22 protein-coding genes are annotated in these 19827 nt (G+C 61.0%); 9 read left to right on the plus strand and 13 right to left on the minus strand.

Annotation, left to right across the window (positions count from 1 at the left end):
• Window positions 1-134 precede the first annotated feature (134 nt).
• Window positions 135-1055 (plus strand): LysR substrate-binding domain-containing protein, encoded by a 921-nt coding sequence (locus tag KW846_RS01285; protein ID WP_218481080.1) that lies wholly within the window; start codon window positions 135-137, stop codon window positions 1053-1055.
• Window positions 1056-1226: 171 nt separating this feature from the next.
• On the opposite strand, the gene KW846_RS01290 is transcribed toward KW846_RS01285, so the two are convergent.
• The 3 genes from KW846_RS01290 to KW846_RS01300 all read right to left on the minus strand — a co-directional run bounded on the left by KW846_RS01290 (window position 1227) and on the right by KW846_RS01300 (window position 4176).
• The gene (locus tag KW846_RS01290; RefSeq protein ID WP_218481081.1) at window positions 1227-2720 is read right to left on the minus strand and encodes a YifB family Mg chelatase-like AAA ATPase; all 1494 of its coding nucleotides are present in this window, start codon (window positions 2718-2720) and stop codon (window positions 1227-1229) included.
• A 284-nt stretch (window positions 2721-3004) separates the two neighbouring features.
• Window positions 3005-3526 carry a Bro-N domain-containing protein gene (locus KW846_RS01295; RefSeq protein ID WP_218481082.1) on the minus strand — a complete coding sequence of 174 codons (522 nt, stop codon included), beginning with the start codon at window positions 3524-3526 and terminating at the stop codon, window positions 3005-3007.
• A 389-nt stretch (window positions 3527-3915) separates the two neighbouring features.
• Window positions 3916-4176, minus strand: a complete 261-nt coding sequence (locus KW846_RS01300; RefSeq protein ID WP_007980822.1) for an accessory factor UbiK family protein — start codon at window positions 4174-4176, stop codon at window positions 3916-3918.
• A 419-nt stretch (window positions 4177-4595) separates the two neighbouring features.
• On the opposite strand from KW846_RS01300, the gene glnK reads away from it, so the two are divergent.
• The 4 genes from glnK to sutA all read left to right on the plus strand — a co-directional run bounded on the left by glnK (window position 4596) and on the right by sutA (window position 7372).
• A complete protein-coding gene (gene glnK, locus KW846_RS01305) occupies window positions 4596-4934 on the plus strand; it encodes a P-II family nitrogen regulator (protein ID WP_002555808.1) in 339 nt (112 codons plus the stop codon).
• A 35-nt stretch (window positions 4935-4969) separates the two neighbouring features.
• Complete coding sequence (locus tag KW846_RS01310; protein ID WP_102699675.1) at window positions 4970-6307, plus strand: ammonium transporter; 1338 nt, start codon at window positions 4970-4972, stop codon at window positions 6305-6307.
• A gap of 214 nt (window positions 6308-6521) precedes the next feature.
• Window positions 6522-6947 carry a secondary thiamine-phosphate synthase enzyme YjbQ gene (locus tag KW846_RS01315; protein ID WP_015097344.1) on the plus strand — a complete coding sequence of 142 codons (426 nt, stop codon included), beginning with the start codon at window positions 6522-6524 and terminating at the stop codon, window positions 6945-6947.
• Window positions 6948-7048: 101 nt separating this feature from the next.
• Window positions 7049-7372 carry a transcriptional regulator SutA gene (gene sutA / locus KW846_RS01320; RefSeq protein ID WP_218481083.1) on the plus strand — a complete coding sequence of 108 codons (324 nt, stop codon included), beginning with the start codon at window positions 7049-7051 and terminating at the stop codon, window positions 7370-7372.
• A 186-nt stretch (window positions 7373-7558) separates the two neighbouring features.
• Here sutA and KW846_RS01325 read toward each other — a convergent pair whose 3' ends face one another.
• Genes KW846_RS01325 through KW846_RS01350 form a run of 6 tightly spaced genes read right to left on the minus strand, consistent with a single transcriptional unit; the run spans window position 7559 to window position 12175 of the window.
• A complete protein-coding gene (locus tag KW846_RS01325) occupies window positions 7559-8266 on the minus strand; it encodes an HAD family hydrolase (RefSeq protein ID WP_218481084.1) in 708 nt (235 codons plus the stop codon).
• The gene (xerC, locus tag KW846_RS01330) at window positions 8263-9162 is read right to left on the minus strand and encodes a tyrosine recombinase XerC (RefSeq protein ID WP_218473146.1); all 900 of its coding nucleotides are present in this window, start codon (window positions 9160-9162) and stop codon (window positions 8263-8265) included. The genes KW846_RS01325 and xerC overlap by 4 nt, the downstream gene beginning before the upstream one ends.
• Window positions 9163-9164: 2 nt before the next feature.
• Window positions 9165-9890 (minus strand): DUF484 family protein, encoded by a 726-nt coding sequence (locus KW846_RS01335; RefSeq protein WP_218481085.1) that lies wholly within the window; start codon window positions 9888-9890, stop codon window positions 9165-9167.
• 13 nt (window positions 9891-9903) lie between these two features.
• Window positions 9904-10734, minus strand: coding sequence for a diaminopimelate epimerase (dapF, locus tag KW846_RS01340; protein ID WP_007980808.1), 831 nt, complete (start codon window positions 10732-10734; stop codon window positions 9904-9906).
• 4 nt (window positions 10735-10738) lie between these two features.
• Complete coding sequence (gene lysA / locus KW846_RS01345) at window positions 10739-11986, minus strand: diaminopimelate decarboxylase (protein WP_218481086.1); 1248 nt, start codon at window positions 11984-11986, stop codon at window positions 10739-10741.
• 12 nt (window positions 11987-11998) lie between these two features.
• Complete coding sequence (locus KW846_RS01350) at window positions 11999-12175, minus strand: lipoprotein (RefSeq protein ID WP_007980804.1); 177 nt, start codon at window positions 12173-12175, stop codon at window positions 11999-12001.
• Between the two features lie 307 nt (window positions 12176-12482).
• On the opposite strand from KW846_RS01350, the gene cyaY reads away from it, so the two are divergent.
• From cyaY to rnk, 3 genes are all read left to right on the plus strand, one after another.
• Window positions 12483-12815 carry an iron donor protein CyaY gene (gene cyaY / locus KW846_RS01355; RefSeq protein ID WP_007980802.1) on the plus strand — a complete coding sequence of 111 codons (333 nt, stop codon included), beginning with the start codon at window positions 12483-12485 and terminating at the stop codon, window positions 12813-12815.
• A 4-nt stretch (window positions 12816-12819) separates the two neighbouring features.
• The gene (locus tag KW846_RS01360) at window positions 12820-13041 is read left to right on the plus strand and encodes a DUF1289 domain-containing protein (protein ID WP_015097337.1); all 222 of its coding nucleotides are present in this window, start codon (window positions 12820-12822) and stop codon (window positions 13039-13041) included.
• 254 nt (window positions 13042-13295) lie between these two features.
• Complete coding sequence (gene rnk, locus KW846_RS01365; RefSeq protein WP_007980800.1) at window positions 13296-13706, plus strand: nucleoside diphosphate kinase regulator; 411 nt, start codon at window positions 13296-13298, stop codon at window positions 13704-13706.
• A 7-nt stretch (window positions 13707-13713) separates the two neighbouring features.
• On the opposite strand, the gene KW846_RS01370 is transcribed toward rnk, so the two are convergent.
• The 3 genes from KW846_RS01370 to KW846_RS01380 all read right to left on the minus strand — a co-directional run bounded on the left by KW846_RS01370 (window position 13714) and on the right by KW846_RS01380 (window position 17461).
• The gene (locus KW846_RS01370) at window positions 13714-16557 is read right to left on the minus strand and encodes a class I adenylate cyclase (protein ID WP_218481087.1); all 2844 of its coding nucleotides are present in this window, start codon (window positions 16555-16557) and stop codon (window positions 13714-13716) included.
• Between the two features lie 192 nt (window positions 16558-16749).
• Window positions 16750-16995, minus strand: a complete 246-nt coding sequence (locus KW846_RS01375; protein ID WP_007980796.1) for a TIGR02647 family protein — start codon at window positions 16993-16995, stop codon at window positions 16750-16752.
• A 181-nt stretch (window positions 16996-17176) separates the two neighbouring features.
• Window positions 17177-17461, minus strand: a complete 285-nt coding sequence (locus tag KW846_RS01380) for a hypothetical protein (RefSeq protein WP_007978820.1) — start codon at window positions 17459-17461, stop codon at window positions 17177-17179.
• A gap of 124 nt (window positions 17462-17585) precedes the next feature.
• On the opposite strand from KW846_RS01380, the gene KW846_RS01385 reads away from it, so the two are divergent.
• Window positions 17586-18245, plus strand: a complete 660-nt coding sequence (locus tag KW846_RS01385) for a glutathione S-transferase family protein (protein ID WP_218481088.1) — start codon at window positions 17586-17588, stop codon at window positions 18243-18245.
• A gap of 96 nt (window positions 18246-18341) precedes the next feature.
• On the opposite strand, the gene argH is transcribed toward KW846_RS01385, so the two are convergent.
• The gene (argH, locus tag KW846_RS01390; RefSeq protein WP_218481089.1) at window positions 18342-19736 is read right to left on the minus strand and encodes an argininosuccinate lyase; all 1395 of its coding nucleotides are present in this window, start codon (window positions 19734-19736) and stop codon (window positions 18342-18344) included.
• Window positions 19737-19827 lie beyond the last annotated feature (91 nt).

Consider the following 19827-nt stretch of genomic DNA (forward strand, 5'->3'; position numbering starts at 1 on the left):
GGACAGGAAAGCACTGATTCTCGGCGCTCTGCGTGGTTTGCACAAAGGGATAATAAGGATGGATCGCATGATTTAAACTCATGCTGGAGACGTTTCTGCTAGGGTAGGCGAACCCCGCAGTAGGAGTATTCCCAATGTCCCGTCGTCTTCCTCCCTTGTATGCCCTGCGCGCATTCGAAGCGGCGGCGCGGCACAGTTCGTTTACCCGTGCGGCCGAAGAACTGTCGATTACCCAGAGTGCGGTCAGCCGACATATTCGTACGCTCGAAGAGCACTTTGCCTGCCGCTTGTTTCACCGCAGTGGTCGCAACCTGCAACTGACCGAGTCGGCCCGATTGCTGTTGCCGGGTATTCGCGAGGGCTTCACCGCCCTGGAGCGCGCCTGCAATACCTTGCGCGCCGAAGACGACATCCTGCGCATGAAAGCCCCGTCGACCCTGACCATGCGCTGGTTGCTGGCACGCCTCAGTCGCTTCCGCCATCTGCAGCCGGGCAACGAAGTGCAGTTGACCAGTGCGTGGATGGACGTCGATTCCGTGGATTTCAACGACGAGCCGTTCGACTGTGCGGTGCTGTTAAGCAACGGACATTTCCCTCCGGACTGGGAGGCGAGCTACCTGTTCCCCGAGGAGTTGATCCCGGTTGGCGCGCCCAACCTACGGGGCGACCAGCCTTGGGATGTCGAGCGCCTGAGCAACACCGAGTTGCTGCACCCGACGCCGGACCGCCGCGACTGGCGCAACTGGCTGGAGCGCATGGGCCTGGCCGAACAGGTGTCGCTCAAGGGCGGGCAGGTGTTCGATACCCTGGAACTGGGCATGATTGCCGCTGCGCGAGGCTATGGCGTGTCCATGGGCGATCTGCTGATGGTCGCGGAGGACGTGGCCCAGGGACGCTTGAGCCTACCGTGGCCGACAGCGGTGGCCAGCGGCTTGTGTTACTACCTCGTGTGGCCGAAAACCCGTCCCGGCGGCGAACGCATGCGCCGGCTCAGCGATTTTCTGCAAAACGAAGTCCGGTCCATGGAATTGCCGGATGTCGTGCACTTGAGCTGAAATGGTGAAGCCGCAGGAGAGGCTAGCGGCGGTTTTGCGCTCTGGGGTTGACCGCTTTCGTTGAGGTGCGGCTGAATTAGTCTTCGCGAGCAAGCCCGCTCCCACAGGAAAAACGACGCCGAACCTGTGGGAGCGGGCTTGCCCGCGAAGGGCGCGACTCGGTTTCGATACTTACTGCGTGGCCGGCCGATACTGCAACGCCTCCGCCAAATGCTCACGGCTGATCGCATCAACCTGTTCCAGGTCCGCCAGCGTCCGTGCCACCTTGAGCAAACGGTGCGCCGAGCGCAGCGACAGGGTCAGTCGTTCACAGGCGGATTCCAGCCAGTGCTCATCGGCTGTGGATAACTCGCAGTGCCGGCGCAGACCCGGCAGATCGAGAAACGCATTGGCACAACCCTGGCGCTTCTGCTGGCGCTCACGAGCCTCGGCGACAAGCACCGCAGCACTGGCGCTGTTTTCGCCTGGCTTCACTTTGGGATTCAATGCCGTGGCTTCCCGGGCGACAGTCAGGTGCAGGTCGATGCGATCGAGCAACGGTCCCGACAGCTTGTTGCGATAACGCTGCACCATGTCCGGCGTGCAGGAGCATCGCCCGCTTGGCTCGCCAAGATATCCACAGGGACACGGATTCATTGCCGCCACCAACTGGAAGCGTGCCGGAAAGCGCACGCGATCTTTCGCTCGCGAGATCACGATATGCCCGGATTCCATCGGCTCCCTCAGGACTTCCAATACTCTGCGTTCAAACTCGGGAAGCTCATCAAGAAACAGGACGCCGTGGTGGGCGAGGGTAATTTCACCCGGCTGCGGTTTCGAGCCGCCACCCACTAAAGCGGGGCCGGAGGCGGAGTGATGGGGCTGGCGAAAGGGGCGCTGTGGCCAGTGACGCAAGGGCACACAACTGGTGACCGATTGAATCGCTGCCACTTCCAGCGCCTCGCTTTCGGTAAGCGGCGGCAGCAGCCCTGGCAAACGACTCGCCAGCAGGGTTTTTCCGGTCCCCGGGGGACCACTGAGTAGCAGGTTGTGAGCGCCTGCAGCCGCAATCAGCAGCGCACGCTTGGCCGCCAGCTGCCCTTGCACTTCATTCAGGTCGGGATAAGGTTTGCTGGCGCAGAGCAGTCCATCGGATGCATAAGGCTCGATCGGTGTATGCCCGTTGAAGTGCGCGACGGCCTCCAGCAAGTGGTCGACAGCAATCACTTTCAGTCCCGATGCCAGGCACGCTTCCTCAGCGTTCGCTCGTGGCACCATCAGCCAGCGCCCGGCCTTGCGCGCCGCCAACGCCGCCGGCAACACCCCTCGAACTGCCCGTACCGCACCTGACAGGGCCAACTCCCCCAAACACTCCACGTCATCCAGTGTCAGCGTCGGCACCTGCACGCTGGCCGAAAGAATCCCCAGGGCAATCGCCAGATCGAAGCGCCCGCCATCCTTGGGCAAATCCGCCGGCGCTAGATTCAGCGTGATTCGCCGCGCCGGAAATTGCAGCCCCGAATTGATGATCGCACTGCGCACCCGGTCCTTGCTTTCCTTCACCGCCGCCTCGGGCAGGCCGACCATGGTCAGGGATGGCAGGCCGTTGGCCAGATGAACTTCTACGGTGACGGCAGGCGCCTCCACGCCGACCTGGGCGCGGCTGTGGACGATGGAGAGGGACATGGGCGTTCCTTGAGTTGAAGAGCACCGCTTCCTGCGGGTTTTTGAAGGGTAGTCGTGGGAGGGCGTTGCGGTGTGGTGGCTGGGGCGGCAAATATTCACCGGATGTTGCGAGACCGACAGTCACCACCCTTTGGCGAGGGAGCTTGCTCCCGTTGGACGGCGTAGCCGTCCCTCTTTTGGGGCCGCTTCGCGACCCAGCGGGAGCAAGCTCCCTCGCCACAGGTCATTCACCGCTCGGTCTGTTTCTGCACAGGGTGGGCGCCACATGAGTGACTTCTTTGGGCTCAGCGCGGTTGCAGTACCCGCGAAGCTCGCCTCCACCACGGCTCGCTCACCGCATGCTGTGGTCGTTCGTGGTCAGGCAGCATCTGCGGCACATCCCGCAACCGAATCCACGGCTGGTTATTCCAGTGCAGCAAGCTCAACGACATTTCCGGCCAGTTGAGCAGGCTCAGTTGTGGGCGTTCGGTTGTGGTGGGGTGTTGGGCATCTCGCAGGGCGGGGACGACTTCGTGGGTGAGCCATTCACGTAAGGCTCGGTATTCGGGGCAGTAGTGGTAGACGAGCATGGCGTAGACACCGGATTCGCTGATCAGCAGGGTGTTTTCGATGCGGCCGTAGATGAAGTTTTGGGTGGTTTGGTATTGGTCGGGATCGAGTTTTTGGACTTGGCGGTCGTTGAGGTGAATGCGTAGTAATCGGCCTAGGTCGCGGGCGCTGAACCAAGGTTGGTTTTGTATTAGGAGGGCGTGGAGGTGGCGTTTGTGGCGGGTGAAGATGTGGGGGGTTAGGTAGTTTTCTTCCATCGTGCAGTTCTCGGGGTCGAGTGAAGAGAAACTGCCTCTGATCGTCGCCAAACGAAAAGGGTGGCAGCCATGCGCGGGTTGGCGAACCGGTGACGCCCGAAAAACCGGCAGACCCTAAGGTCTCCCACGCACAGTTGCCATAACTCAAGATGGGGAAAAATTCCCTATTTCGAATGTGGTCGTAGTGCGTCGGGGTTTTTCCAGGTCGCCAAACCCAGTGCTGAACATTCAGCGGTGATGAGCTTAGAGACCGGATACCTGGCGACGCAATCGGACGGCGGTGTGATGTTTGTAGGACGTTGCCGGGATTTTTGCGGGGCTTGGGATCAAAAGATCGCAGCCTTCGGCAGCTCCTACAGGGGGCTGTGTTTCAAAGCGGGATTGATGGGTTACTCGGTTGGCGGATTGAGCTTCGCTTCCATCTCCGCGACCTTCGTTTCAAGAGCCTCCAGCCGCGCCCGCGTGCGAGCCAGTACAACCATCTGGCTATCGAACTCTTCCCGGCTCACCAGATCCAGTTTGCTGAAGCCGCTCTGCAGCAACATTTTGAACTGGCTTTCGATTTCGGCTTTCGGCAGCGGCGTGTCACCGCTGAAGAGGCGGGAGGCGGTGCCGGTCAGGGCGTCGAGGAAGTCTTTTGGCGCGAGCATGGGCAATGTCCTGGAAACAATGACGGGCAGTGTATCACGCAGTGTCTATAGTCATTTGCGCGGGCAAAGGGTGCACGGTTTTCGCGCATCGGGACGGGCGGCATCGCACCGTTGTTGTGCGTAACGTGCCGGGTGTTGTCGCGAAGTATCCGCCATCCGCCGGTAAAGACTTGAAAACAGTCAGTTTTGTGGAGATGGCAAGCTTTCTGCTTAGATGCTGGTGACCCATGCACTGATGCAGTCGCTGTGACGAATGCAGTGCGCCAGGCGAATCACGGGGAGTGCTTCGCAAGGAGCGGTTAGCTGGCGTCGGACGGGCAGGTAAGGCCGACGATGCGTTACAAAGCCAGGCACTGCGCTTAGACTTGAGACGGGTTTGTTTTCCTGGGGCAAGTCCACCAATTCGGGAGAGAGTTTTCATGAAGCTAGTCACTGCCATCATCAAGCCGTTCAAGCTGGACGACGTACGCGAGTCGCTGTCCGAGATCGGCGTGCAGGGCATTACCGTCACTGAAGTCAAAGGCTTTGGCCGGCAGAAGGGGCACACCGAGCTGTATCGCGGCGCGGAATACGTGGTCGATTTCCTGCCCAAGGTGAAGATCGACGTCGCCATCGACGACAAGGATCTGGACCGGGTAATCGAGGCCATCACCAAGGCGGCCAACACCGGCAAGATCGGTGACGGCAAGATCTTCGTGGTCAATCTGGAACAGGCGATTCGCATCCGTACCGGCGAAACCGATACCGACGCTATCTAAGCCGCCACAAACCCAACGCCCCAGGAGAAAACAATATGACTCTGCGTAAATTCGCAGGGCTAGGAGCCCTGTTGTCCATCGTAATGCCCAGCCTTGCTTTGGCGGCAGACGAAGTGGCGGCCCCGGTCCTCAACTCTGGCGACACTGCCTGGATGTTGACCTCTACAGCCTTGGTGCTGTTCATGACCATTCCCGGCCTCGCGCTGTTCTACGGCGGCATGGTCCGGTCGAAAAACATTCTTTCCGTGATGATGCAGTGCTTCGCCATTACCGGTCTGATCAGCGTCCTGTGGGTCATCTATGGCTACAGCATCGCGTTCGACACCACCGGCATGGAGCAGGGCGTCGTCAACTTCAACTCGTTCTTCGGCGGCATGGGCAAGGCATTCCTTGCCGGTGTCACGCCAGCCAGCCTGACCGGTCCTGCGGCGCTGTTCCCTGAAGCGGTGTTCATCACCTTCCAGATGACCTTCGCCATCATCACACCGGCGCTGATCGTCGGTGCCTTCGCCGAGCGGATGAAGTTCTCCGCGATGCTGGTCTTCATGGGCATCTGGTTCACCCTGGTTTACGCGCCGATTGCGCACATGGTCTGGTCCGGCAACGGCGGCCTGATGTGGGACTGGGGCGTTCTGGACTTTGCCGGCGGCACCGTGGTGCACATCAACGCCGGTGTGGCCGGTCTGATTGCCTGCCTGGTGCTGGGCAAGCGCAAAGGCTTCCCGACCACGCCGATGGCACCGCACAACCTCGGTTATACCCTGATGGGTGCGGCCATGCTGTGGGTCGGCTGGTTCGGTTTCAACGCCGGTTCCGCCGCTGCGGCCAACGGTACCGCCGGTATGGCGATGCTGGTCACGCAAATCGCGACTGCCGCAGCTGCGCTGGGCTGGATGTTTGCCGAGTGGGTCACCCATGGCAAACCTAGCGCACTGGGCATCGCTTCGGGCGTGGTTGCCGGCCTGGTGGCAATTACCCCGGCTGCCGGCACCGTTGGCCCGATGGGCGCACTGGTCATCGGGCTAGCGGCTGGCGTGGTGTGCTTCTTCTGTGCCACCACCCTGAAACGCAAGCTCGGCTATGACGACTCCCTGGATGCCTTCGGCGTACACGGTATCGGCGGTATCCTCGGTGCAATCCTGACCGGTGTGTTCGCCGCGCCGTCCCTGGGTGGCTTCGGCACCGTGACCGACATCGCCGCACAAGTGTGGATTCAGTGCAAAGGCGTAGGTTTCACGGTGATCTACACCGCGATCGCCACGTACATCATCCTCAAGGTGCTGGATGCGGTCATGGGTCTGCGCATCAATGAAGAAGAAGAGGCGGTCGGCATCGATCTGGCGCTTCACAACGAACGCGGCTACAACTTGTAAGCACGCGCATAAAAAACTTGCCCGGCTTGCCGGGCATTTTTTTGTCTGAAATTTGTCATTGAAGGGTGAACTGAAAGGTTTTTTCCTACAGGTTTTAGGATGTTTACGTCGGGTGTTTTTGTGCGGTCGAAGGCTTACAGGATTGAAGGAATATTAGGGCCTTTGTTTTTTCCCAGAGCGCGCTAGAATGCGCCCCGAACGTGCGGAGAACTGTATGTGGCAACAGACTCTGATTACCTTGCGGGCGAGGCCCCGGGGCTTTCACCTGGTAACGGACGAGTTACTCGCCGGCCTGCCTGAACTCAAGGCGTGTCGGGTCGGTCTGTTGCATTTGTGGCTGCAGCATACCTCGGCGTCGTTGACCATCAACGAGAACGCCGATCCGGCGGTACGTCGCGACTTCGAACGGTTTTTCAATCGTCTGATCCCACAAGGAGCAGACGGCTATGAGCATAACGACGAAGGCCAGGACGACCTCCCGGCGCACTTCAAGGCCAGCGTGCTTGGCTGTCAGCTCTGTTTGCCGATTTCGGCAGGCCGGCTGGCGTTGGGAACCTGGCAAGGCGTTTACCTGGGCGAGCACCGCGATCATGGCGGTGCCCGTAAAGTCCTCGCCACCGTGCACGGTGAAGAGGCATAACCGCTGGTCAGCAGCGGCTGTTGATTTTTTTCCGGCAGCCTTCGACAGAGGGCAAAGCTGGGCTATAACTAATCTGCTTTTCGCAAGTCATGAGGTAGAACATGAGCGACGATGATCTGGAAAACGACGACCTCGAAGTAGGCGACGACGACGAAACCGAAGAAGGTCTGGAAGCAGCGGCGGAAGACGTCGCTGAAGACGACGTCGGTGATGCGCCGGTTCCGACCGCCAAAGGCAAGGCCAAGGCAGCGGTATCGGTCGATGAGCTGCCGAGTGTCGAAGCCAAGAACAAGGAACGCGATGCCCTGGCCAAGGCCATGGAAGAGTTCCTTGCGCGTGGTGGCAAGGTGCAGGAAGTGGAGGCCAATGTGGTCGCCGATCCTCCCAAGAAGCCGGATAACAAGTACGGCAGCCGGCCTATCTGAGCCTGCTACCCGCTTGCTGAAAAAGCCCGCCGTCGCTGCGGGCTTTTTCATGCCCGGAACAAAACTTTCGGGTTGAACACAATCTACTGTGGGAGCGGGCTTGCTCGCGAAGGCGTCGTGTTAGCCAAAATCAATGTCGACTGGTACACCGCATTCGCGAGCAAGCCCGCTCCCACAGGTTTTGTGTCAGGCCGAAGCCTTGTTCCACCGCGCCAACAACGCTGGTAACTCGGTCAGACTGCCAATCTGCGCATCCGGCAGTCGGTCCGCCTCCCAGACCTTGCCCGCCGGGTTGAACCAGATCGCCCGCATCCCCGCTTGTTGCGCACCGGCAATGTCATCGCCCGGATGATCGCCAATATGCACCGCCGTATCAGCCGTCGCGCCGCCGCGTTGCAAGGCTTCATGGAACAGCCGCGCATCGGGTTTGGCGATGCCGATGTCTTCGGCGCACAACGCAAACTTGAAGTAGTCCGCCAGCCCCAGTCGACGCACATCGGCGTTGCCATTGGTGACCACGCCGAGGGCGTAATGGTTGGCCAGCAACTCCAGGGTCGGTTGCACCTCCGGAAATATTTCCAGCTGATGCCGGGCGTGCAGAAACACTTCGAAACTCTGATCGGCCAGGTCCGACGCTTCAGCATGGGGATATCCGGCTTCTTCCAGGGCCTGGAACAACACGCGCCGGCGCAAGGCGCTGATGCGGTGCTTGAGGTTCGGCTCGATGCTCAGGATGCGTTCGCGTATCGCCCACAAATGTTCCACCGGTACCGCCCCGAGGTTGGGCGCATGTTCGGTCAGCCATGCACGCAATATGGCTTCGGCGCTGACGATGACGGGTGCGGTGTCCCACAGGGTGTCGTCGAGGTCGAAGGTGATCAACTGAATGCTCATGAATCGTCGCCCTTAATGCGTTTGGCCCTTGGGTGGGCGCTGTCGTAGACCGTGGCCAGGTGCTGGAAGTCCAGGTGGGTGTAGATCTGGGTGGTCTTGATGTCCGAGTGCCCGAGCAGCTCCTGCACCGCGCGCAGGTCCTGGGAGGATTCCAGCAGATGGCTGGCGAAGGAGTGCCGCAGCATGTGCGGATGCAGGTTCTGCCCCAGTTCGCGCTCGCCGGCAGCCTTGACCCGCACCTGGATCGCCCGAGGGCCGAGACGTCGCCCCTGTTGGCTGACGAACACCGCATCGTCCGCCGGGTTGGCCATGGCCCGCAGTGGCAGCCACTGCTCCAGCGCTTCGCGGGCTTTTTTTCCTACTGGCAACAGGCGGGTCTTGCTGCCTTTGCCGAGCACCTGGACCATGCCGTCGGCGAGGTCGAGCTGATCGAGGTTGAGTCCTGTCAGCTCCGACAGCCGCAGCCCGGAAGAGTAGAACAACTCCAGAATCGCCTGGTCCCGACGTGCCAGAAAGTCATCCTCCACACCACCTTCCAGCAGTTGCAGGGCGCGGTCGGTGTCGAGGGTTTTCGGCAGGCGGCGTTCACCTTTCGGCGGCGCCAGGCCATTGGCCGGATCGTGGTCGCACAGGCCTTCGCGATTGAGGTAGTGATAGAGCCCGCGAACGGCCGACAGCAAGCGCGCCAGGCTGCGGGACGATTGCCCTTGGGCGTGCAGGCGGGCAATCAGGCTGCGCAGGCGCTGGATGTCCAGCGTCGCCCAGCTGCCGATGTTCTGTTTGACGCACCAGCCGAGCACTTTGTCGAGGTCGCGGCGGTAGGCCGACAGCGTGTGCGGCGACACCTGCCGCTCACTGCGCAGGTGTTCGCAGTAAGCGTCCAGTTGTCGTTCCATGTTCAGCGTACCGAGCGCAGGGAATTGTTGACCCGTGGCAGCACGCGACCCATGACTTCAGCGATGTAGCTCAGGAACAAGGTGCCCACCGAGCTTTTGTAGTGCTGCGGATCACGGCTGGCGATGGCCAGGATGCCGTGGATGCCCTGGTAGCTGATGGCGACGACCGCGGTGGAGCCGATCTGCTTGCGCTGTTCTTCGCCGAACAGGAAGTCCAGTTCATGCTCGCGCAGGCTGCCGCTGACGCTTTTGTCTTCCGAGAGCAAGCCGCCGATGGCCACTTGCGCTTCGGCGTGAGTGGCCCAGCGGCCCACCGGCATGGCGTTGTCGCCGAGCAAGATGAGGCTGACGAAGGGCACCTGGAATTCCTGGCGCAGGCTGTCTTCGACGCACATCACCACGTCTTCCAGGCTGGCGGCGTCCATCAGCGCGAGGATCAGGCGACGGGTCTTTTCGAACAGCCGGTCATTGTCCCGGGCCACGTCCATCAAATGCGACAGGCGATGACGCAGTTCAATGTTGCGGTCGCGCAGGATGGTCATCTGACGCTCCACCAGCGACACGGTATCGCCGCGTCGATGGGGAATACGCAATGACGGGAGCAGCTCTTCGTGCTCGACGAAGAAGTCCGGATGAGCCTCCAGGTACGCGGCAACAGCCGCCGCCTCCAGGCTTTCGGACGGTGATTCGTCAGCTTGTCGTGCGGGTACCTGGGGCTTGTCTGTCATAGGTTTCGCTCACTCAAAGACGCACTTGTCCTTCGTATACGCGCACTGCCGGGCCGGTCATCATCACCGGCTGGCCAGGGCCCGCCCATTCGATGGACAAGCGCCCGCCAGGCAGGTCGATCAATAGCGGCGAATCCATCCACCCCTGGCTGATCGCGGCCACTGCGGCGGCACAGGCGCCGGTTCCGCAAGCCTGGGTTTCCCCGGCTCCACGCTCCCAGACGCGCAACTGCGCGCGGCTCCGGTCGATGACCTGGAGAAAACCGACATTGACCCGCGCCGGGAAGCGCGGGTGATGTTCGATTTTCGGTCCCAGTTCATGCACCGGCGCGTTGTTGATATCGCTAACCCGCAGCACGGCATGGGGGTTGCCCATGGACACGGCGGCCAGATCGACCGGGGTGCCGTCGACGTCGACCTGATAACTCTGGGCCTGCTCCGGTGCCTGGAACGGAATATCCGCCGGCACCAGGCGCGGGGCGCCCATGTTCACGCTGATCTGGCCGTCGTTACGCACGTCGAGCTCGATGATGCCGCTTTTGGTCTCGACGCGAATCAGCCGTTTTGCGGTCAGGCGCTTGTCGAGCACGAAACGGGCGAAGCAGCGCGCACCGTTGCCGCACTGTTCCACTTCGGAACCGTCGGCGTTGAAGATCCGGTAGCGGAAATCCACGTCCGGATTGCTCGGTGCCTCGACGATCAGCAACTGGTCGAAACCGATGCCGGTGTGCCGGTCGCCCCATTGCTTGGCATGCTTGGGCAGGATGTGCGCGTGCTGGCTGACCAGGTCGAGGACCATGAAGTCATTGCCCAGGCCGTGCATCTTGGTAAAACGCAGCAGCATGGTTTTACTCCGGCAGCAGGCTTTCGCCAGCAAACAACTCGGCTACCGTTTCACGGCGACGCACTTCAAATGCCTGATCACCGTCCACCAACACTTCAGCGGTACGGCCGCGGGTGTTGTAGTTGGAACTCATGACAAACCCGTAGGCACCGGCCGAATGCACGGCCAGCAGGTCGCCTTCTTCCAGGGCCAGCTGACGATCCTTGGCCAGGAAGTCGCCGGTCTCGCAGATCGGGCCGACGATGTCGTAGGCGCGGGCTGCCGATTGACGCGGGCGCACGGCCGTGACGTCCATCCAGGCCTGGTACAGCGCCGGACGGATCAGGTCGTTCATGGCGGCGTCGACGATGGCGAAGTCTTTGTGCTCGGTGTGCTTGAGGTATTCGACCTGGGTCAGCAATACACCGGCGTTGGCGACGATGAAGCGGCCCGGCTCGAACACCAGCGCCAGGTCGCGACCGTCGAGGCGTTCACGCACGGCCTTGATGTAGTCGCCAGCCAGTGGCGGCTCCTCGTCCTTGTAGCGCACGCCCAGGCCACCACCGAGATCGATGTGGCGCAGGTAGATGCCGCAATCGCCGAGGCGGTCGACCAGGCCCAGCAGGCGGTCGAGAGCGTCGATGAACGGCGGCAGGGTGGTCAGTTGCGAGCCGATGTGGCAATCGACGCCGACCACTTCCAGGTTCGGCAGCTGCGCGGCACGCACGTACACGTCTTCGGCGTCGGCAATGGCGATGCCGAACTTGTTCTCTTTCAGACCGGTGGAAATGTACGGGTGGGTGCCGGCATCGACGTCCGGGTTGACGCGCAACGAAATCGGCGCACGAACGCCCAGTTCGGCAGCGACCACTTGCAGGCGTTCGAGCTCGTCGGTGGATTCGACGTTGAAGCAATGCACGCCGACTTCCAGGGCGCGACGCATGTCGTCACGGGTCTTGCCGACGCCGGAGAACACGATCTTGTCGGCGCTGCCGCCAGCGGCCAGTACTCGCTCCAGTTCACCACGGGAGACGATGTCGAAACCGGCGCCCAGACGCGCCAGGACATTCAGGACGCCCAGGTTGGAGTTGGCCTTGACTGCGAAGCACACCAGGTGCGGCGTGCCAGCCAGCGCATCGGCATAAGCCAGGTACTGGGCTTCGATGTGTGCGCGCGAGTAAACGTAGGTCGGTGTTCCAAAGCGCTCGGCGATGGCAGACAGGGCAACACCTTCCGCGAACAGTTCACCGTCACGGTAGTTAAAAGCGTCCATGAGGTTCCCTTATTATTGGTAGACGTCGTGCTTGTGTGCTTTGGAGGCAGGCTGCTGCTGCGACGACTTGGCTTGCTCGACAGGGTCCTGGTCTTCATCGGGCAGGTACAGCGGGCCTTTTTGACCGCAGGCCGACACAAGGCAGGCAACCGCGAGGAGCGCAGCAAGGGAAGAGATCAGGCGCTTCATGGCGAAATCCTTGAAAATGCATTAATTGCGCCGGAGTATACCGGCCACCCGGCAGCTTGCCTATGCAACGGACCGCCCGTCCGGCGGGGGTTGGGCCGATACCGGTTGGTATCACGCAATCCCCGTGGGAGCGGGCTTGCCCGCGAAGGGGCCAGCACATTCAGCCTCTTTGTTGACTGAATCACCGCTTTCGCGAGCAAGCCCGCTCCCACAGACGGCCGCTTGGTCATTATCCTTTGCAATCGACGAGGCTCGGTCGTATCTTGCGGCGCTTGAGCCTGATCAGACACTTTTTGAGGTTGCCGTAATGAGTTTGTCCGAAGCGCGTTTCCACGACCTGGTCGATGCCACCCAGCAAACCCTGGAGGACATCTTTGACGACAGCGACCTGGATATCGACCTCGAAAGCTCGGCCGGTGTGCTGACCGTCAAGTTCGAGAACGGCAGCCAGTTGATCTTCAGTCGTCAGGAGCCGCTGCGTCAGCTGTGGCTGGCGGCGGTGTCCGGTGGTTTCCACTTCGACTACGACGAAGAAAGCGAGCGCTGGATGTGCGACAAGAGTGAAGAGCAGTTGGGTGAAATGCTTGAGCGTATCGTCCAGCAGCAGGCCGGTGTCGAGCTCGATTTCGAAGGCCTGTGAGATCGTGACCCAGCCTGCGTCTGTCCGCCCACCGAAACCGCTCTACAGCAATGTCAGCCCGGCGGTGCCGTCGCCATGCAGCGGTGTGTGTCGGCTGGACGAGCAGAAAGTCTGCCTCGGCTGCTTCCGCCATGTCGAAGACATCCGCGAATGGCGCTCGGCGGACGATGATCGCCGCCGTGTCATTTGCGCCCAGGCCTCTGAGCGCAAAGCCACCGCCCTGTAGGAGCTGTCGAGCGAAGCGAGGCTGCGATCTTTTGATCTTCAGCGTCTTCAGAGCCGCCAAAAATCCAGATCAAAAGATCGCAGCCTTCGGCAGCTCCTACAGGGGGCGGTGCTGGCATCCGGCCCCGGCTTGTATATTTTTTGAGCTGTGATAGTGTCCAGATACGCCTCAACCCATCGAGGCTTGTGAAAACCCCGCCTTTTTCTGGCGGGGTTTTGCTTTTTTCGTGCAGAAGAAAGGAGTCTGCCCAGATCATGACCGCACCTTCCATCACCCTTACCCGTCTGGACGTCCAGCGTCTGGAGCGTCTGATCGACAGCCTGGACGACACGCTGCCGGGCGTTATTGCGTTGCAAACCGAACTGGATCGCGCCGATACCGTGGTCGGCCACGATGAAGTGCCGGCGGATGTCGTGACCATGAATTCCCGTGTGCATTGCCGGGAAGAAGGCAGTGGCAAGGACTACCACCTGACCCTGGTGTACCCCAAGGATGCGAATGCCGACGAAGGCAAGGTCTCGATCCTCGCGCCGGTGGGCAGCGCGCTGCTCGGCCTGAAGGTTGGCCAGCATATCGATTGGCCGGCTCCGGGCGGCAAGACCCTGAAGCTGACGCTGCTGGAAGTCGAATCGCAGCCGGCCAATGGCGGCGCGTTCCCGGAGTGACATCTCCTCAGACCTGATCGAGCGCCTCGTTCAATGCCTGCTCCAGGTCTGCTTTGTAGCGCAGGTACAGATGGGTGGAACTCTGCCCTTCGCCGAGCAGGCCTGACAGGTCGAGGTCGGTGATGTAGCAGCGGTAGCGTTCGGTTTCCCGGCGCTGCCCGACGATTTCCCGGGCGACCACGCTGAACAGCTGGTCGCCATGCTCAAGTTCGGAAAACTCCCGTTGATTGCAATACAACGTCACCTGCACCTGACCCGGTGCGGCTTTGCCGACGATCGCCTGCACGTCGTAAAACGGTTTGTTCACTGGCGTCTGCGGCGCCGGCCGGGCTTCAATGCGGCGCGCCCGGCCAGGGCCTGACGGCAACAACTGGCAATACCGGGTGTCGAGGTTCAAGGGCGGGACAGCGTCCATTGGCAACAGGGCATCGCGACGGTACTGGATCGATTGCAGGAAACGCTGCAGCGGCACCAGCAGGCTTTGCTCGTCGTGCCAGGGCAGGCGTTGCTGCCACAGGACATTGAACTCATCGAGCACGTACAGATCAGCGTGATCTTCGTTGACCCGGTAGAACACCTGGATGCAGTCCGGCTGGCCCGTTGGCAGGAACAGCGCGAGGTCGTGCTCCTCCAGTGCGTTTGAGTCCAGGTGAAGCGGGCTGTAGCTCGCCATTTCTTCACCCAGGTAATCGATCAACGCCGGCAGGGTGTCCAGTGCGATGTGCTGGACCTGTCCCGGTACCAGCTCCAGCACGTGGTAGTGCTGCTGGACCTGGATCAGGTAACGGTGATTGAGCCGGCTCAGCAGCAGGTTCTGCGCAGTGTCGAGGATGTCTTCCACCCGTTGGGCGATGAACTGCGCGCGGTTATGGCAGAAACAGCGCACCCTCAGCTTCGGCTGTTGCGGCCCGGCTGGCAGGTTGTTGAGATAGTCGCGAATGCAGTCGAGCAGGGCATGGGGGCCGTCGTAGCGAGCCACCAGCACTTCGTTCCAGCTATTGAGCGTGACCTGGTCCAGCGTCAGCACCAGGTTTTCCCGAACCCCGGCGTAGCTCAGGGAATCGGTGCGCTCGGTGGTCATCAGGATGTTCAGGTCGCGATGGTGCTTGAGCGGATCGATGCCGACATTCACCAGAATCAGCACTTCACTCGGCACGCTGGCGCGCAACAGAGGTTCTTCGGCGACCGTGGGCAAGGGCAGGGCGATAGTCTGTTGCAGGCTGCCGAGCAGGTTGAACAGCTCGAACTCGCTCAAGTCGCTGGTGCCAGGGTGCAGGGCCAGGCGGGTGCTGCTGTCGATTACGCCATTGCGGTGGCACCAGGTCAGCAGCTCGAGCAAGTAACGGCTGCGTTTGATCGGCGCGAAGTGTTCCCACTCCAGCGCCGTCAGGCTGCCGTTGTACAAACCCCACTGGCTTTGCCCCGGTTCTTTCCTGTTCGGCGCGTGTACCAGCGTCAGGGTGTCTTCGGCCAGGTCCGGGGCGATACCGGGGTTGATGAATTCGACTTTGCCGGCCTTGCGCTCGAAAGCGGCGTATAGCCGACGGCCAAGGACACTCAGGTCGCGCTTGTTGATGCGGCTGACCGTTTGCTCCTGTCGGGCAAACTGGGTGAGGAAACGGTAGCTGTAGTTCAGTTCATTGACCAGCGCCCGCCGCTCGGAGCCGACCTGGCGGACTTTCCACTGACTGCGGCTATCGAGCAGGGCCAGTTGGCGCTGGTCCCAGCGCCATTCATGGGCCAGGCGCTCGAGCAAAGAGCGTTGCCAGCTCTGGGTGCGGCTGCTGCCGGTCAGTTTGCGATTGACCTTCAGGTACAGCGCGCGACGCACCAGTTCCAGACGTTCCGGTTCATTACGGACGATCAGGTATTCCTCGATGCGCCGGTACACCACGACGTACGGGTCCAGCTCGTCGAGGTCGAGCCGGTTGGCGAACACCGCTTGCTTGAAGCGCAGACTCAGGCAATGGACCCTGGGGTGTTCGCTGGCATATACCTCGGTCAGCAGCAGCTTGAGTACCGACTTGTAGGGCGACTCGATGCCCTTGAACAGCTGCCAGAGCCCGGCGCCGATAAATTCGCCGGGCGGGATAAAGGCCAGGTTGCCGAGGTCGAGGGTTTCATCGGCACGGATAAAGCGCTTGGAAATCAAGGTATGGGTGTAGCGGTCGTAGCTTGATTCTTCGTAGACCGGCACCAGCCACCAGATCGGCGTACGCCCGGCCAGCCAGATCGCGGTGCGGTAAAACTCGTCCAGCAACAGGTAGTGCTGGGTGGTGCCGCAATCCTCCGAACTCAGCTGGGTGTCGCGCTCGCCACGGACGAAACGGGTCGGTTCGATCAGGAAAAAGTGCGCTTCGGCGCCCTGGCTGGCGGCCCAGACTTCCAGCAGCTGGCATTTTTTGCGCAGCTCGGCGAGTTCGTTCTCGGCCAGATCCGGCCCATGGCAGACCCAAACATCCATGTCGCTCTGGTCGGCCTGGGCCAGGGTGCCGAGGCTGCCCATCAGGAACAGTCCGTGAATCGGCCTCGGCGGGTTGCTGCCGTGGCGAGGCTTGTAGGAAAACGAGCGGGTCAGGCGCTGGGCTTCTGCGAGGACATTGGCGTCCGGTTCGAAATTCGACAGCCCCGCCGGCGTACTGCCGGAAACGTAGCCGGGCAATAGCGGATGATTAACGTGGAAAAACAGCGGCAGCAAGGTCAGGACCCCTTGCTGGCGGGTCGACAAGCCTTCCATGGCGCGCGCCATGCGCCCTTCGTTGAGTTTCAGAAAGCGTGCGCGCAGCTGGTTGAGAACCTTGCGGTCGATTCCCTCGTCCAGATCGGGGCGGATTTCATGGGTGCGGGTCATGTCAGCTCAAACCGGCTCGCAGGGCACGGACGTGGGAGTCTCAGGTGGGGGCAGTTTAGCGCCTTGAGGCGAGGACTTTTAAGCTGATTTATTTTTCTGGCGTCAGATTTCTATCGGTGGGGACAGGAATCAGGGAGGGATGTGCCCGCGGAAATCCCTGGATCGGGGTCTCCGTGGGCGATGCGGCAGAATTCAGGCTGTTACTTCGGCGTTAAGAATAGTCAGCACGCTTTGCACATTTTGCGCGGCATCACGACCCAGGCTGGTCAGGTAGCCACCATCAGGCTGATCGGTCAGTTCTTTTTCAAAGAGGCGTTTGGCGGCGGCTATGTGTTTCGGGGCAGCGGTCTGATGAATTTTCAGACCTTCCTGGGAACTGTCCAGGTTGAAGAGTGCAAGGACTTCCAGTTCGGCAACCAGCTCAGGGGTAAGCGACATAAGGACTCCAGACTTTCTAGGAATTGGACAACAGCGCTCCTAAGGTGAACCCGCTTGTCCGGCATGTCCAGTGCTGGCGACAGAGATTTTTTGCCTCGCATAAAAAAGACCGCAGCCTGCGGCAGCTCCTACATGGATCGCATTCCAGGTAGGAGCTGCCGCAGGCTGCGATCTTTTGATCTTACTGCTTTTGCGGCGGCAACTCGGGCAATGCGCGCAGCGCGGCTTCGTACCATTCGGTATTGAACGCGCGGTCTTCTTCGAGGATCGCGTCGATTTCTACCGCCAAAACGTGGGCCATCAGGTTGAGAATCTCTTCCCGCTCGTAGCCCACCAGTGTCAGCTTGTTGAAGGTCGCCTTGGCCGCTGGCGGGTTGTCACTTTCGATCTGATTTTCGATAGCTTCGATCAAGGTGTTTTCGGCGAATTCTTCTTCGTCGTCTTCGATATCGATTGGCTCGCTCATGGCAGGCTCCTCAGGGAAAGGCGGCCAGTTTACCCGTATTCATTGTCGTGATGCTGCTGGCAAGAAACCCTCGAGCGTTCTATAAACAGGCACTGCCCACCCCGCACGGCCTGGAGGCTTTGTGATGATAAAGCTTTATGGATTCTCCGTCAGTAACTACTACAACATGGTCAAACTGGCGCTGCTGGAAAAAGGACTGCCTTTCGAAGAAGTGCCGTTTTACGGCGGCACCACCCCCGAAGCACTGGCCATCAGCCCGCGAGGAAAGGTCCCGGTGCTGCACGTAGAACAGGGCTTCATCAATGAAACCAGCATAATCCTCGAGTACCTCGAGCAAAATCACAACGGCACGCCGCTGCTGCCGAGCGACCCATTTGAGCGCGCACAGGTGCTGGCACTGGCCAGGGAAATCGAGCTGTATATCGAACTGCCTGCGCGAGCCTGCTACGCCGAAGCGTTTTTCGGCATGACCCTGCCGGATGCGATCAAGGAAAAAACCAAGGCCGAACTGTTGCTGGGGATGGCTGCGCTGGGCCGGCACGGCAAATTCAGCCCTTACGTCGCAGGCGACAGCTTGAGCGTGGCGGATCTGTATTTCCTGTTCAGCGTGCCGCTGGCGTGTGGCGTGGCGCACAAGTTGTTCGGCATTGATTTGTTGGCTGAGATGCCGAAGGCGAAGGCGTTGCTGGAGGGGTTGGGACGGAATCCGAATGTGAAGCGGATCGCGGCGGACAAGGAGGCGGCGATGCCGACGTTCATGGCGATGATTGCTGCCAAGAGGTAGGTTTTGTAGCGTTCGGAAGTCAGTCATCGCGAGCAGGCTCACTCCCACAGGGTTCATACATCAAACCCTGTGGGAGCGAGCCTGCTCGCGAAGCTTTCAACGGCTGGCGAGCAGCGCCTGACCGCGAGCGACAGCAGCCTTCACCTGCGCCGGCGCGGTGCCGCCGATGTGGTTGCGGGCATTGACCGAGCCTTCGAGGGTCAGCACGGCGAACACGTCCTGATCGATCTGGTCGCTGAACTTGCGCAGTTCCTCCAGGCTCATTTCCGCCAGGTCCTTGCCGCTGTCCACGCCGTACTTGACAGCGTGACCGACGATTTCGTGGCAATCACGGAATGGCAGGCCGCGACGCACCAGGTAGTCGGCCAGGTCGGTGGCGGTGGAGAAGCCGCGCAGGGCTGCTTCGCGCATCATCGCGTGCTTGGGCTTGATCGCCGGCACCATGTCGGCGAAGGCCCGCAGCGAGTCGCGCAGGGTGTCGGCGGCGTCGAACAGCGGTTCCTTGTCTTCCTGGTTGTCCTTGTTGTAGGCCAGGGGTTGGCCTTTCATCAGGGTCAGCAGGCCCATCAGCGCGCCGAATACGCGACCGGTCTTGCCGCGCACCAGCTCCGGCACGTCAGGGTTTTTCTTTTGCGGCATGATCGAGCTGCCGGTGCAGAAACGGTCGGGCAGGTCGATGAACTGGAATTGCGCGCTGGTCCACAGCACCAGCTCTTCGGAGAAGCGTGACAGGTGCATCATCGCGATGCTGGCGGCCGAGCAGAATTCGATGGCGAAATCGCGATCGGAGACGTTATCCAGCGAATTTCCGCCAACCGCGTCGAAACCCAGCAGTTGGGCGGTGTATTCACGATCGATCGGGTAGGTGGTGCCGGCCAGTGCCGCGCTGCCAAGCGGCATGCGGTTGGTACGCTTGCGACAGTCGACCAGGCGCTCGTAGTCGCGGCTGAGCATCTCGAACCAGGCCAGCATGTGGTGCCCGAAGGTCACTGGCTGGGCGGTCTGCAGGTGGGTGAACCCCGGCATGATGCTGGCAGCTTCGCGCTCGGCCTGCTCCAGCAAGCCTTTTTGCAGGCGAGTGATCTCGGCCAGAATCAGGTCGATTTCGTCACGCAACCATAGGCGGATATCGGTGGCGACCTGATCGTTACGGCTGCGGCCGGTGTGCAGTTTTTTACCGGTCACGCCGATGCGGTCGGTCAGCCGCGCCTCGATGTTCATGTGGACGTCTTCAAGGTCGATGCGCCAGTCGAACTGGCCGGCCTCGATTTCACTCTGGATGGTCTTCAGGCCATCGATGATGCTGTCGCGCTCGGCATCGGTCAGCACGCCGACCTTGGCCAGCATGGTGGCGTGGGCGATCGAACCCATGATGTCGTGGCGATACAGGCGCTGGTCGAAGGTGACGGAGGCGGTGAAGCGGGCGACGAAGGCGTCGACGGGTTCACTGAAGCGGCCGCCCCAGGACTGATTGGTCTTGTCAGTGCTCATGAATTCGCTCGTATCGGCTTGAAGAAAGAAGGCGTGGAACGCTGGCGCAGATAATAACAGGGTTGCCAACCCTGTCGCTGACACTGGTCGC

The organism is Pseudomonas sp. PDM32 (assembly GCF_019219225.1).
Taxonomy (GTDB): Bacteria; Pseudomonadota; Gammaproteobacteria; order Pseudomonadales; family Pseudomonadaceae; genus Aquipseudomonas; species Aquipseudomonas laurylsulfatiphila.